The organism is Vreelandella neptunia, from assembly GCF_000712975.1.
Lineage (GTDB): Bacteria > Pseudomonadota > Gammaproteobacteria > Pseudomonadales > Halomonadaceae > Vreelandella > Vreelandella qaidamensis.
In genome coordinates, this window is record NZ_JHQL01000003.1 from 722,638 (window position 1) to 736,506 (window position 13,869).

The following is a 13,869-nucleotide window of genomic DNA, read 5'->3' on the forward strand; positions in this document are numbered from 1 at the left end:
GCTAGGAATTGTCCGTTATGGGGCAATTGGTAATGAAGCCACCGAGTCGCTGATTTGGTTAGGGATGAACTGCATGGAAAGTAAACGGCGATGGCCTACCGTCAAAAAAGCGACTTGTGGGGTGGTTTTACCACTTTTTATAACGTGGGCCGCTCCCGGATGGGCGCTTAATGCCTCCATCAATGGTGTCAGCAGTGAAGTGGAAGCTAATATTGATGCGTATTTACAAAATATTGATGAGGGCCAGTACACCGATGTCAGGTTAGAAGGTGAAATACGTAAACGTACGCGAGAAGCAATGCGTGTTTTCGGCTATTACGAACCTGACATTACAGTTGACGTTGAAAGCTCTCCCATCACGCTTCGCATTGAACCTGGTTCACAGGTCAAAATCGACGTGCTGTCTATCAATATCGCCGGCGAAGCAAGAGATGACCCGCCCTTTCAGGAAGCGCTCGACGCATTTCCCTTAGCGGAGGGAGATACATTACGCCATGCACCCTGGGATCGCCTGCGTAATCAATTTTCAGGCTTAGCGCTGGAACGTGGCTATTTTGATTGGGGGTTCACCGACCGCCGTATGGAAATAAGGCCATATCTTGAAAGTGCGCGCCTCTATATGGATTTCGATAGTGGACCACGTTATCAATTTGGCAATACGTTTATTTCAGGCAGTCATATTGAGCCTGAACGCTTGCATAAAATGCAGACCTTTGCGGAAGGGGAGCCTTATCTAGCGGAATCAGTAGCACTTTATAATCAACGCTTAGCCGAGACAGGTTGGTTTAGCTCGGTAACGGTTCGACCACGCTTAGAAACAGCACGTGAGCTGGCCCTATCACCGCCAACAGGTGGCTCGCCGTGGTGGGATGAGGCAACGGCGTCGCAGCCTAAGCGCCCCCGACTTTCTAGTGCTGCGTTCGCAAGTGCACTAAGTGTTACTCAGCGCGACGATACACGCCTACCTATTGACGTAAGTGTAGAGCCTGCTGACCGTCATCAATTCGAAGTGGGGGTTGGCTTTGCTACCGATGTAGGGCCACGTTTGCGCTTTGGTTGGCAACAACCATGGATTAATCGTTTTGGTCATAGCTTAAATCATGATTTATATATTTCAGCACCCGACCAACGTTTTACAGGTAACTACAATATTCCGCTAGACGATCCCTTACGTGATAGCTACCGGCTGCAGTATGGCCTGCGCAACCTAGATGATGGCGATACTCAGTCGTTAGAAGGCACCGTAGAAATCGCGAGGCGCTGGGAATTTGAAAACCGCTGGGTACAAACACTTTACTTCCGTAGCACCTTCGAAGACTTTACCCAAGGTGGGGTATCCGATGAAGTGTTGCTCTTTTATCCAGGCATTCAATGGTCACGCACAAGAACGCGTCCGCAGCGGTTCCCCCTATGGGGAGACCGACAACAGCTATCAATCGAATATTCAGACCCTTTATGGGGATCTGACGCACAATTTACACGTTTAACAGGCGATACCGAATGGATCCGAACCATCGGCAATGACAACCGTTTTTCAGCAAGACTAAGCATTGGCGCTATTGAAACAGATAATTTCGATAAACTGCCTCCATCGCTACGCTTTTTTGCAGGCGGTGACCGAAGTGTTCGGGGTTACTCTTACGAAAGCCTATCCCCGCGAAATGAAGAAGGGCGCTTACGTGGTGGCCAACAAATGTTGACCTCGACATTCGAGTACCAGCGCAGAGTCTCTGGGGATTGGTGGGGAGCCACTTTTATTGATAGCGGTGACGCCTTCGATAACTGGGGCCCTGAGGAGTTGAAAACAGGCGCAGGGCTTGGCGTACGCTGGATTTCACCAGTCGGGCCTATCCGACTAGACGTAGCACATCCCTTTGACGATGAAGATGATTGGCGCCTGCATTTTTCCATCGGACCGGAATTCTAGGAGAGCACTTTGGCTAAGGTTGCAACAGCGGCATCTACTAAGCGTCAACCGCTCTCAGTTCAACATCGCTTTGGATTATTATTGTGGAGTTTAGTGCGGCTAGTTATTGTACTGCCACTATGGTTATTTGGTTTGATTGCGCTACTGCTCGGCGTTGCGCTTTCGCCCTGGGGTACTGGCCAGCTATTCTCTCAGGGCGAGCAGCGAGGCTATTTCACCTATGAACATCAAGCAGGCGCACTGCTTGATCACTTTGAATTGCAAGGTTTTCAGCTGTCGCTTGGTGAGACACGAATCAACGTTGACAGCCTAGCGCTAGCCTGGGCTGAAGATTGTGTGCTGTCAGGTAAGCTGTGCCTGGACAAATTTCATCTAGAAGGTGCGGATATTCGTTTGGGCGAGAGCACCGAATCGGCGCCAGAATCAACTGAATCGGAAGGGATGCCTAGCATCCAACTTCCTTTTCCTATTGAACTACGCTCGGTTGAGTTGAATAACGTTCAGCTGCAGCTGGCTGACGGAACACGTATCGGCTGGGAATCGTTTTCAACCGCAATGACTGCACAGCAGCATCTTGTTAATGTCGCGCCCACCACGCTCATGCGTCCAACACTCTATTTACCTACCTCTGCTGGCACTCAACTGACTGAAGGTATCCAAACGCCGTTACATGCATCTGGCATTGATGGTGCTATTAAGTCTACCCAGCCTATCAAAGCAGAATCTGATGAAGCGTCCGAAGCATTGGCCGCACGGGAACGAATTGAACTACCCGAGATAGTGCTACCTATTGATATCGACTTAGCATCTTTTACCGTGGCCGACGTCACTATCAGCGGATCAGTTGATTACCAAATCGAACGATTAACTGTCGTTGCTAATGCCGAGGGTAGCCAAATAAACCTCCGGTCGTTAGAGTTGCTTACGCCTGATGCTGAGGCCAATTTAACAGCCAGTGCTACATTATCAGGCAGTTATCCGCTAGATGCCCAATTAACGTCAACCTTGTTTTTACCCGAGATGTTTCCTGAGCTAAGTGGCGAAGAGCTTGTTCTCGAGCTATCGGGATCACTAGAGGCGCTTACAGCCAATTTAGAAGCATCCGGTGTCGTTAATGCGTCACTGGAGGCTCAAGTTGATGCGTTAGCGCCGACGCTACCCTTCGATTTACGACTACAGAGTAGCCGCCTGCAGTGGCCACTCACCCAGCCTAATAGTGATGAGTCAACGGCAGAGCCCTATATTGCTGAAGATATAGATATCATTGCCAGTGGCAGTTTGGAGGCGTACCAAACGACGCTTTCCTTGAACGCTCAAGGTCCTCAAGTACCAGCCACCACTATCCGACTCAGTGGCGACGGCGATCTTTCATCATTCCGTTGGACGCCGCTAACCCTAGCGATTGATGACAGTTCACTTAGCAGTGAAGGGGAAGTTAACTGGGCTTCGTCACTTCGGGTTGACACCACCATCAAGCTGGAGCAGTTCGATCCTTCACACTTTATCGAACAACTTAACGGCAATCTCAATGGTAATATTACGGCTAGCGTGCGCCAAACCGGTGACCTGTGGGAAGTCAGTCTACCGGTGCTTGATATTGACGGGCAGCTTCAGGAATATCCTTTAACGTTACAGGCCGCTTTAGAGGCTAACAGTGCTCTCGAAGTTGATATTCAAGAACTTCTTTTCACTCAAGGAGACAACCGATTAACGGCCTCTGGCCAGATGAGTGAGCAAGCAATGTCGCTAGATACCGAGATTGCATTGCGACAATTACAGACGCTGCATCCAGATTTGGCGGGTACATTAACGGGTAATATTCTCGCTAGGGGTAGCTTTAGCCAACCTCGAGTGGAAGCCGAATTGACTGGTCGTGATTTACAGTTTGCCGAAAACCGGATTGACGCCTTATCACTGACCAGCAATATCGACGGGATCGAAGACCCGTCGCTAGACATTGACCTTGGCTTGCAGCAAGTCAGTGCAAGTGGTCAGGCATTTTCAAATATTGCCCTGGAGCTTAACGGTCGTTTATCACAGCATGCAATGACTGTCAGTGTCGACGGCCAAGCCGATAACATGCTAAGCCGTGCATTTGTCTCTTTAGAGGGAGGTTTTGATCAGCAAGCACAGCAGTATCAGGGTCAGCTCACACCGCTGGAAGTTGACTCCGAGTTTGGCAATCTACGTTTAGAAGCCCCCCTTGATATTCGTTACAGCCTTGCTGACGGCCAAGCACAGCTTTCACCTTTTTGTATACGTCGCGAAGAAGGAGGGATCGTTTGTTCGGAAGAACCGATTAGCGCGTCGGCTGACCAAGGACGAGCGGTACTAAGCATTAGAGAAGTACCAATGGAAGCAGTGGAGCCGGTACTGCCAGAAGCGTGGAGCTTAGAAGGTGACACGACGGCAGACATCGTTGCAGCTTGGCGCCAGGGCGGAACACAGTGGCAGGCGGATGTTCAAGTATTAAGTGAGTTGGCGATTACTGCGGTTAACGATTACGGCCAGCCAGTACAGCTTCCCGTGATTCGTTTGGATACACAGCTGGAAGCCAACCAAGCTCAGGCCGATGCCAATATTGTGCTGTCGTTTGAAGAAGCCGGTGAACTTACCCTTGATCTTACCGTTAGCGACCCCCTTGGCAGTGGTGGTTTAAATGGCGAGCTACGAGCCCAGCAAGTTTCTTTAACCCCATATCGTCCATTAGTGGTAGGCATGGATCGCTTAGAAGGCGATTTAAATGGCAGTATACAGATTTCTGGAACAACCAATCAGCCAGACCTACAAGGTCAGCTTGCACTTCGTAACCTAAGCGTTCATGGTCCAGATATTCCTATCGATATCAAAGATGGCGAGCTGGTCGTAGCATTTGATGGTGAGCAAGGCGACATAAATGGGTTTGTTGCTGCTGAACGTGGCCGCTTAAATATCACCGGGGATGCCTACTGGCCCGCGGGTGACGATTGGCGTATTGGGGTCGATGTTAATGCTATCCAAGAGCCATTATTAATCGTGCTGCCACAGTTTGGACGCTTAGAAGCAGCGCCTGATATTCGTATCCGGGTAACGCCAGATCGCCTGCAAGTGCGAGGTAATGTGGATTTACCGTGGGCGCGCTTGGAGGTTGGTGATCTTCCTGCTTCGGCTGTTAGTCCAAGCTCTGATGAAGTCATTATCACGGAACGTGACGACCAAGAAGCTGAGCGGCTAGCCCAGCAACGGGCAACGAATGGTGAGCCAAGTGCTGCTGACGAATTATCACAGTCAGGCATGGCCCTTGATGTGCTCATTACTCTAACGTTAGGCCGTGATATGCAGATCTCAGCATATGGGCTTAATTCTGGCTTAGGTGGTACGTTAGAAATTCGTCAAGACAGTGGGGCACTTCAGCTATTTGGTGATGTCAACCTAGTTGATGGGCGTTTTCAAGCCTTTGGTCAAGACCTTTTGATCCGTAGGGGGCAGCTCATTTTCAGTGGCCCTCCGGGGCTTCCAATTCTCGATTTCGAAGCAATTCGCAATCCAGATATCACCGAAGATGAAGTTATTGCCGGTCTTCGGGTCAGTGGTAATGCAGAAGAACCCAACGTATTAATTTTTTCTGAACCAGGTATGGATGAAACTCGAGCGCTGTCATATTTATTAAGAGGGCGTGCACCCGATGCGTCTGGTGGGGGGATTGATAGTGCGCTGACGACTGCGCTAATTGGGATGTCACTCGGCCGAACGGGGGGCGCTGTTGGCTCTATTGGGGAAGCATTCGGTATTAGCGATTTAACGTTAGATACCACAGGTGCAGGTGATAATAGCCAAGTAGCACTTACTGGGCAGTTAACCGATGATATTCGCATTAGCTATGGCGTCGGCATTTTCTCTCCTATCGCAGAATTAACACTTCGCTATACCCTTTGGCGTAACTTGTACGTTCAAGCAGTATCGGGCGCTAACCAAGCAGTTGACTTAATTTATACCTTCACTCGTTCAGGTGACCCTACTATTTTTCCACGGCAGTAAGAGGGCGTTATGACGCTATTTTCTAAAGCAAGTTCAGCACCACTTGGCCGCTTAACGCCGATTGAAACGAGTCATACACATACCGTTAACGGACATTCACTTCATCCTCCTTTTCCAGCAGGGTATGAAGAAATCGTGTTAGGAATGGGATGCTTTTGGGGAGTTGAGCGTCTATTTTGGCAAGTGCCAGGGGTTTATGTTACCGCTGCAGGCTATGCCGGAGGCGAAACACAAAACCCCACTTATCAAGAAACCTGTACGGGCCAAACCGGTCATACCGAAGTCGTCAGGGTAGTCTACGACCCAAGCACCACTGCTCTAGAAACACTGTTGCAAATTTTTTGGGAACAACACGACCCTACTCAAGGGAATCGTCAAGGCAACGATGTGGGTAGCCAATACCGTTCGGCTATTTTTACGACAACAGCTGCACAGTTAATTGCCGCTGAAAAAAGCGCCGACGCCTATCAAAAAGCTCTTGATAGTGCGGGGCGTGGTGCGATTACCACCGAGATCAAACCCCTGGACGTTTTTTATTATGCGGAAGCTTATCACCAGCAGTATTTGGACAAGAATCCTAATGGATACTGTGGTCTCAAAGGTACCGGCGTCACGTGCCCAATTTAATCGTGGTGAAATCGGCAAAATAAACCCATCACAAGGTCATTAACATGCCACACACATTTAAACGCCTATGGCTCATACCTTCGGTGTGGTTCGTGGTTATCTCTAGTGGCATTGCTACCGATGCTATGGCAGAAGAAATGGTAGTCGAAAATACTGTGCCGCCGATGCCACAAACGATTGAAGACAGCCCCTTTGCAAGTGAGAGAGAAGCTGTTATTTGGCGCCAAGACGAGCTGAAGGAGTTAGAAAGGCTTCTTCGTCAGCTGCGTTTTGACTTGGTCAATAACCAAGATGCGCGCGGGGCTGCCCCACGTCTAGTAATGCTCCAAGAGCGAGCTACCCAAGCACATTTTTTACCCGCGTTTATCGTCGGCACTCATGGGCGCGGCTCTGATGCCCGTCCAGAAATTTGGGAAGAGTGGGAAGATTTTGCTGAGGGCTTCACAGATCTTGAGCAAAAAGTGGAAACGCTAGTGGATGCCGCCGAGCAAGAGGATTATCGCGCTGCCACGCAAGCATTTTCGGATGTTGGTTTGAGCTGTAAAAGCTGTCATCGCGCCTATCGCTATAACTAGCCGGGGGGGGGGTTATAACTAATAGAGATAGACCTCACAGAGATAGACGCGGCTATTGTCAGTCGCTTTGCTGAAGGCGGTCGATACGGTAAAGGGTTTCAACCTGTTCCAGACCAGTTATGGTGCAATTGAGATCCTTTACTCGGCCATCGCTTAACCCGTAAACCCAGCCGTGAACTGAGATATCTTGGCCCCTTTGCCATGCGCGTTGTAAGATTTTAGTCCGGCATAGGCTATTAACCTGAGCTTTAACGTTCAATTCGCACATGCGATTGATTTGATCTTCAAGTGGGAGATGCTCAAGCGCATCGCGATGGCGATTATATTGTTCGCGAACCGAGTGAAGCCAATAGTCCACCACGCCGCACTCACCACCAGTCACTGCTGCTTTAATACCACCGCAACCATAATGCCCCACAATCATTATGTGACTAACGTGAAGTACATCCACCGCATATTGGACAACAGACAAGGCATTCATGTCGGTATGATGGAGAAGGTTAGCGACGTTACGGTGGACAAACACTTCGCCCGGTGGAAGTGCGATTATCTGATTAGCGGGCACACGACTATCTGAACAACCAATCCATAAATAGTCAGGGTTCTGTTGGTTAGAAAGGCGCTTGAAATATTCCGGGTCTTCATCGCACATACGCTCAGCCCAGGCACGATTATTATCCAGGAGCGTCGCAATAGGGTTTGACATTGAATCTCCGCTACAGGTTAAAAGCTGTTAGGTTCAAGATAGAGCACACTAGGTTACAGAGAGAGCGTTTTTAACCTTCTCAGAATCTAAGGTCAATCTTTGTGCTTAGTGCTCGTTAGTGCTAAGCAGATGATGGCAAGTATATGCAGTGGTTTAGGACAGGAGTAGCACATGTCGGAAAATGCGCAATATGAATTCGATTTACTGGTGATAGGAGCAGGTTCAGGCGGTGTTCGCGCTGCGCGAATGGCCGCTGCAGCAGGAGCCAGAGTCGCCATATCAGAAGATCGTTACTTAGGCGGCACGTGTGTCAATGTCGGCTGTGTTCCAAAAAAGCTTTACTCTTATGCTGCCCATTTTCACGATAGTTTTGATGATGCTGAAGGCTTTGGTTGGCATTTACCAGGTCCTGCAACATTTGAATGGTCCGTTTTACGTGACAATAAAACCAGCGAAATAAAAAGATTAAATGGCATTTATCAACGGATGTTGGAAGGCGCTGGAGTGATGTTATTAAATGCCAGAGCAACGGTAACGGGGCCGCACACCGTTGCGTTGACTTCGGAAGAGGGTGTTAACCAGGTCACCGCGCAAAAGATACTACTCGCCACGGGTGGCTGGCCATGGGTTCCTGACTTTCCTGGCAGTGAACACACCGTCACTTCTAACCAAATATTTGACCTAGATGCATTTCCAGAGCGCTTTTTGGTTTTAGGTGGTGGCTATATTGCAGTCGAGTTTGCAAGTATTTTTAACGGCCTCGGTAGCGATACTCACTTGATTTATCGGGGCGACTTGTTTCTGAAGGGCTTTGATGAGGAAGTTCGAGCGTTTACTCGCGATGAAATGATTAAAAAGGGTGTCAACCTCCATTTCAATACTAATATTGAGCGTATTGAACCGCATGGTTCTGCGTTTAAGGTGTATTTAACTAACGGTGAGTGCCAAGAAGTAGATGCCGTTTTAGCCGCAACAGGACGTAATGCCAATACGCAGGGACTGGGCCTTGAAGCGTTAGGAATTCACCTCGACAGCAGTGGAAAAATTCCTGTCAACGAGCGTTATGAGACGGCGATTCCTTCCATTTTGGCGCTTGGCGATTTAACTCAAGGGCCTGAATTAACCCCTGTCGCTTTAGCCGAAGCAATGCAACTAGTGGACATCCACTACACAAAGACACTGCCCAAACCACTGGACTACGCCACGATTCCTACCGCTGTTTTTTGCCATCCTAACATCGGAACCGTAGGGCTATCTGAGGAGGCTGCCAGAAAAAAAATTGGCAACATACGCGTCTATTGTACGAATTTCAAAGCAATGAAACACACGTTGTCAGGTAGCCAAGAACGAACCCTAATGAAATTGATTGTGGATGATGCGTCGGATGTTGTCGTAGGGGCGCATATGGTAGGGGATGAGGCTGGTGAATTAATACAAGGGATTGCAATTGCGGTCAGGGCTGGTCTTACAAAAGAAGATTTTGATCGCACCATCGGTATCCATCCAACAGGCGCAGAAGAGTTTGTCACAATGAGAACACCTGCACGCAATTGATATTTTAGCAACACTATTTATGGCGAGCCTTAGCTCGCCTTTTTTTATCTCGCACTATGGCAGGTTGATCTAAACTCCTTCAGTACGACTGTTTTCTATCACCAGTAATTTTTACCGCAACTGTTTTTTTACCCCCTAGCCTTTCGGCATACCACACGGCGTTTGATAACCAAAAATTATGGAAAACGTAAGGATGAATAATATGATTTTTGAATTGCTCATAATCAGCTGTTATAATGATTCTCAAATTCGCTACAGCGAAGCATAACCATGAGTACGCCAATAACACCTTTTACCCCTTCTGCGGATCTTGCACGCCCGACAGTTGCAGATGCTGTCGTGGGTCATGCGTCTACGCCGCTATTTATTCGTAAGCCAAATGCAGATGATGGCTGGGGCGTTTATGAATTAATCAAAGCATGCCCACCACTTGATGTTAACTCTGCTTATGCCTATCTATTGCTGGCAACTCAGTTTCGTGACACCTGTGCCGTTGCGACAAATGAAGAGGGCGAAATAGTAGGTTTTGTATCTGGTTATGTGAAAGACAACGCACCAGACACCTACTTCTTATGGCAAGTTGCCGTTGGTGAGAAAGCGCGTGGTACAGGCCTAGCACGCCGTTTAGTTGAAGCCATCATGTCGCGTCCAGAACTCGACAATGTGCATCACCTAGAAACCACCATCACACCAGATAACCAGGCTTCATGGGGGTTGTTTCGCCGTCTAGCAGCACGTTGGCAAGCCCCATTAAACAGCCGAGAATATTTCTCTACCGAACAGCTAGGTGGAGAACATGATCCAGAAAATCTAGTTCGTATAGGTCCATTTCAAACTGACAGCATGTAACAAAGCTGATCAGCTCAACTCAACTATTCCCGCTGACCCACATTTTGAATAGATTCTGCTATTTCTGCCAGTTTGTCTCACGCTTGGCTCAATGATTAAAAAAGGAGGTCGTTAATGCAGACCCAGACGCTTGAACGCATGGAATCCAACGTACGTACTTATTCGCGCTCATTTCCCGTTGTGTTTACGAAAGCCCAGAATGCTCGTTTAACTGACGAGAATGGACGTGAGTACATTGATTTCCTAGCCGGCGCCGGTACGCTTAATTACGGTCATAATAACCCGCATCTCAAACAAGCGATGATTGACTATCTGTCTACAGATGGCATCGTGCATGGTTTGGATATGTGGACCGCAGCAAAACGTGATTATTTAGAGACCTTAGAAGAAGTTATCTTCAAACCACGCGGCTTAGATTACAAAGTACATCTACCTGGGCCAACAGGGACTAACGCAGTCGAAGCGGCCATCCGATTGGCCCGTGTTGCTAAAGGTCGCCATAATATTGTGACCTTCACCAACGGCTTCCACGGCGTTACTATGGGCGCATTAGCGACTACGGGTAACCGTAAGTTCCGTGAAGCAACCGGCGGCATTCCCACCCAGGGCGCAAGTTTTCTACCCTTTGATGGCTATATGGGTGAACACGCAGATACGCTGGACTACTTTGAAAAACTGCTTAATGATAAGTCTGGCGGGCTAGATATTCCCGCGGGCGTTATTGTTGAAACCGTGCAAGGCGAGGGCGGTATTAACGTGGCAGGCCTTGAGTGGCTCAAACGCCTAGAAGGTATTTGTCACGCCCACGACATTTTATTAATCGTTGATGACATCCAGGCAGGTTGTGGCCGTACAGGTAAATTCTTTAGTTTCGAACATGCCGGTATTACGCCAGATATCATCACCAATTCGAAATCTCTTTCTGGTTTTGGGCTGCCTTTTGCCCACGTATTGATGCGCCCTGAACTAGATAAATGGAAGCCCGGTCAATACAACGGCACTTTCCGTGGCTTCAGTTTGGCGATGGTAACTGCCACCGCTGCACTTAAAAAATATTGGTCAAACGACATCTTTGAGCGTGATATTCAGCGTAAAGCGCGTATCGTTGAAGAACGTTTCCAGAAGCTAGCGGCCTTACTTAGTGATAACGGCATGCCGGCAACCGAGCGTGGCCGCGGCCTTATGCGTGGTATTGATGTTGTCTCAGGTGATATTGCTGACAAGATCACCAGCAAAGCGTTTGAGCATGGGCTCATTATTGAAACCAGCGGCCAAGATGGCGAAGTAGTGAAGTGCCTATGTCCGCTAACAATTAGTGATGAAGATCTACTGGAAGCACTGGATATTCTTGAAGCGTCGGTTAATGCTGTTATCCAAGAGTAATGCAGTTTTAGGCTACTTTTTCAGTCACTTGAATAAGTGGCATCGATTCAGTACTGGGCCGTTGAGCGACTCAGCTAAACGCCTCACTATGGAGTACTTCTATGATCGTTCGCAATATTGAAGAAGCACGCAAAACGGATCGTTTGGTAACCGCAGAAAATGGCAACTGGGATAGTACGCGCCTAGTGCTTGCCAATGATGGCGGAAACTTCTCGTTCCACATCACTCGTATCTTTGAAGGTACTGAGACTCATATTCATTACAAGCATCACTACGAATCCGTATACTGCATCGAAGGTGAAGGCGAAGTAGAGACGTTGGCAGATGGTAAAATCTGGCCAATCAAGCCAGGCGATATTTATATCCTGGACCAGCATGATGAACATCTGCTGCGTGCGCACAAAACGATGCATTTAGCATGTGTGTTTACGCCACCTATTACTGGCAATGAAGTACATCAGGAAGACGGTTCTTACGCACCTGCAAGTGAATAAAACCTCAATTAGATTAATGGCTTATAAAAACAGCCTGCTTAACTAGCAGGCTGTTTTTTTGATCAACAATTGAGACAAGGTTGATGGAGAGCAAGTAAAAGGTCGCTAAGTTGGTCACTTAAGGAACAATCTGCTCAAAAACCAGCGTGATTTCTCCTAATGTAAGGCCAAATTTACGCATGGCAGTCCGATTAATTAAACGCCCATCAGGCTGTAAGTACATCCAATCATCCATGGTAAAACGAATAGTGCGACCACTGACTTCAATATCAAGCGGATAGCGCATATGAAAGGCATGCCCATACTGACGAGCATCTACTTGACCCTCCACATCATTAGCCGTGCCAATCCAGTGGTGATCGTCAACACGCTCAAATACCCAGACCCGACGATCTGTTTCACCATCCGCAAACACAAAGGCTTCATCAAGCGTTAGCGTGTTGTTTTCATAAGTACCAACAATATCGACTGTAAAACGGCGCTGTACTTCACCAGAGTAGTCTTGCACCATGCCCCAGGCCCGGGTGTCACCAGTGAAGTACTCAGCGATATCTAAACGGGGCGTTGTGCTGGCATAATTTTCGATGTCGACATTGGCACAGCCTGCTAGTACAAACGCAGTGGCAATATAGATAAGCTTGCGCATGCTAATCATTATAAATCCCTTACATAGAGAATGGTTTTCGTATAGCTATTGTAGGAGAAAAAAGTGAGGCAAAGTACCAGCAGCGTATAAAATTGTCTTCATCGTAGTTCGCATAATATATATTATGTTAAATTTGTAAATAAAGGTATCAAAACGCTATGCTCAGGTTGGACAATACAATGTCCTTCTCCTTATCATTCCTTCTCTTATTGTTTAAGGATATCTCTCGTTATGCGCTCAGGTGTATTGTGGCTAATGGCTGGTTTGTCGCTTTCGTTTGCAGGCTGTGCTGTGACGCCGCCAGAAACGAATGAACCACCGCCATTAAGCGAAGCGTCATTTAACACTCGTATCCTTGAGCTTGAAACCTCTCTTACCAGGCAGTGTGCTTCCTCTTCGGCCTTGCATGAGCAACAGCTCAGCCAACAGCAGGGTTTAACGGCTGATGTTCGCGAAGTTGGCAGCTTGCTGCGCAATTTGCGTCAAGACGTGGCCAACCTCCAAGCACGGGGTGAAGAACCGGTTATTGTTCGCGAAGAGTGTGATATTGATCCCACTCATGACACCAAAACTCTGCTCGGCCGCAGTGAATGGGTTGGGCTGCCCAGTATTGGCACTTATTTGAAAGCACGGGTTGATTCCGGTGCAAACACATCCTCTCTATCAGCATCGGATATTACCCGCTTTGAGCGTGATGGTGAAAACTGGGTGCGTTTTAAACTGGCACTTAATGACGATGACGTGGTGGTAGATCGTGTTCGCGATGAGTGGATTGAAGCTCCTATTGTTCGCCGCGTGCGTATTGTGCAAGCGTCAGGTGAAGAATCTCGTCCGGTAATCTCACTGTTAATGACCCTAGGCCCGATACGCGAAAATGTTGAGTTCACGCTTAATGACCGTTCTCATCTGGACTATCCAGTGCTATTAGGACGGCGATTTATGATGGATATTGCCACTATCGATGTGGCTCAAACGTATCTCTACGAACGCCCAGAATTCCCGGGTGGCGAACCCGCCGATCAAGCCGCTGAAGATGAAGCCGCTGATCAGGACGACACTGAAGAATAACAGCTCTCCCCCGCCGTTTTTCG

11 protein-coding genes are annotated in these 13,869 nt (G+C 48.3%); 9 read left to right on the forward strand and 2 right to left on the reverse strand.

What is annotated here, in order from left to right; genetic code table 11:
• Nucleotides 1-73 precede the first annotated feature (73 nt).
• From tamA to CR46_RS0111450, 4 genes are read left to right on the forward strand one after another with little or no spacing between them, the layout of a single operon-like run.
• The gene (gene tamA / locus CR46_RS0111435; RefSeq protein WP_030072964.1) at nt 74-1,927 is read left to right on the forward strand and encodes an autotransporter assembly complex protein TamA; all 1,854 of its coding nucleotides are present in this window, start codon (nt 74-76) and stop codon (nt 1,925-1,927) included.
• Between the two features lie 9 nt (nt 1,928-1,936).
• Complete coding sequence (gene tamB, locus CR46_RS0111440) at nt 1,937-5,944, forward strand: autotransporter assembly complex protein TamB (RefSeq protein WP_030072966.1); 4,008 nt, start codon at nt 1,937-1,939, stop codon at nt 5,942-5,944.
• Between the two features lie 9 nt (nt 5,945-5,953).
• Nucleotides 5,954-6,571, forward strand: coding sequence for a peptide-methionine (S)-S-oxide reductase MsrA (gene msrA / locus CR46_RS0111445; protein WP_030072969.1), 618 nt, complete (start codon nt 5,954-5,956; stop codon nt 6,569-6,571).
• 44 nt (nt 6,572-6,615) lie between these two features.
• Nucleotides 6,616-7,146: a c-type cytochrome gene (locus CR46_RS0111450; protein ID WP_030072971.1), complete on the forward strand. Its 531-nt coding sequence runs from the start codon at nt 6,616-6,618 to the stop codon at nt 7,144-7,146.
• A gap of 58 nt (nt 7,147-7,204) precedes the next feature.
• Here CR46_RS0111450 and can read toward each other — a convergent pair whose 3' ends face one another.
• Nucleotides 7,205-7,852, reverse strand: a complete 648-nt coding sequence (gene can, locus CR46_RS0111455; RefSeq protein WP_030072973.1) for a carbonate dehydratase — start codon at nt 7,850-7,852, stop codon at nt 7,205-7,207.
• Nucleotides 7,853-8,023: 171 nt separating this feature from the next.
• Here can and gorA point away from each other — a divergent pair, with 171 nt between their 5' ends.
• The 4 genes from gorA to CR46_RS0111475 all read left to right on the forward strand — a co-directional run bounded on the left by gorA (nt 8,024) and on the right by CR46_RS0111475 (nt 12,132).
• On the forward strand, nt 8,024-9,406 hold the full coding sequence (gene gorA / locus CR46_RS0111460) for a glutathione-disulfide reductase (protein ID WP_030072975.1): 1,383 nt from the start codon (nt 8,024-8,026) through the stop codon (nt 9,404-9,406).
• 270 nt (nt 9,407-9,676) lie between these two features.
• Complete coding sequence (ectA, locus tag CR46_RS0111465) at nt 9,677-10,255, forward strand: diaminobutyrate acetyltransferase (protein ID WP_030072977.1); 579 nt, start codon at nt 9,677-9,679, stop codon at nt 10,253-10,255.
• A gap of 114 nt (nt 10,256-10,369) precedes the next feature.
• Nucleotides 10,370-11,638, forward strand: a complete 1,269-nt coding sequence (gene ectB / locus CR46_RS0111470) for a diaminobutyrate--2-oxoglutarate transaminase (protein WP_030072979.1) — start codon at nt 10,370-10,372, stop codon at nt 11,636-11,638.
• A 101-nt stretch (nt 11,639-11,739) separates the two neighbouring features.
• A complete protein-coding gene (locus CR46_RS0111475) occupies nt 11,740-12,132 on the forward strand; it encodes an ectoine synthase (protein WP_030072981.1) in 393 nt (130 codons plus the stop codon).
• Nucleotides 12,133-12,250: 118 nt separating this feature from the next.
• On the opposite strand, the gene CR46_RS0111480 is transcribed toward CR46_RS0111475, so the two are convergent.
• Nucleotides 12,251-12,787 carry a DUF3833 domain-containing protein gene (locus tag CR46_RS0111480; protein WP_030072983.1) on the reverse strand — a complete coding sequence of 179 codons (537 nt, stop codon included), beginning with the start codon at nt 12,785-12,787 and terminating at the stop codon, nt 12,251-12,253.
• A gap of 222 nt (nt 12,788-13,009) precedes the next feature.
• Between CR46_RS0111480 and CR46_RS0111485 the strand changes: the two genes are divergently transcribed.
• Nucleotides 13,010-13,846, forward strand: a complete 837-nt coding sequence (locus tag CR46_RS0111485) for an ATP-dependent zinc protease family protein (RefSeq protein WP_030072984.1) — start codon at nt 13,010-13,012, stop codon at nt 13,844-13,846.
• Nucleotides 13,847-13,869 lie beyond the last annotated feature (23 nt).

Coding starts and splice junctions, on each gene's coding strand:
- tamA (WP_030072964.1), top strand. CDS start 74: ATGGAAAGTAAACGGCGATGGCCTACCGTCAAAAAAGCGACTTGTGGG.
- msrA (WP_030072969.1), top strand. CDS start 5,954: ATGACGCTATTTTCTAAAGCAAGTTCAGCACCACTTGGCCGCTTAACG.
- CR46_RS0111450 (WP_030072971.1), top strand. CDS start 6,616: ATGCCACACACATTTAAACGCCTATGGCTCATACCTTCGGTGTGGTTC.
- can (WP_030072973.1), bottom strand. CDS start 7,852: ATGTCAAACCCTATTGCGACGCTCCTGGATAATAATCGTGCCTGGGCT.
- gorA (WP_030072975.1), top strand. CDS start 8,024: ATGTCGGAAAATGCGCAATATGAATTCGATTTACTGGTGATAGGAGCA.
- ectA (WP_030072977.1), top strand. CDS start 9,677: ATGAGTACGCCAATAACACCTTTTACCCCTTCTGCGGATCTTGCACGC.
- ectB (WP_030072979.1), top strand. CDS start 10,370: ATGCAGACCCAGACGCTTGAACGCATGGAATCCAACGTACGTACTTAT.
- CR46_RS0111475 (WP_030072981.1), top strand. CDS start 11,740: ATGATCGTTCGCAATATTGAAGAAGCACGCAAAACGGATCGTTTGGTA.
- CR46_RS0111480 (WP_030072983.1), bottom strand. CDS start 12,787: ATGATTAGCATGCGCAAGCTTATCTATATTGCCACTGCGTTTGTACTA.
- CR46_RS0111485 (WP_030072984.1), top strand. CDS start 13,010: ATGCGCTCAGGTGTATTGTGGCTAATGGCTGGTTTGTCGCTTTCGTTT.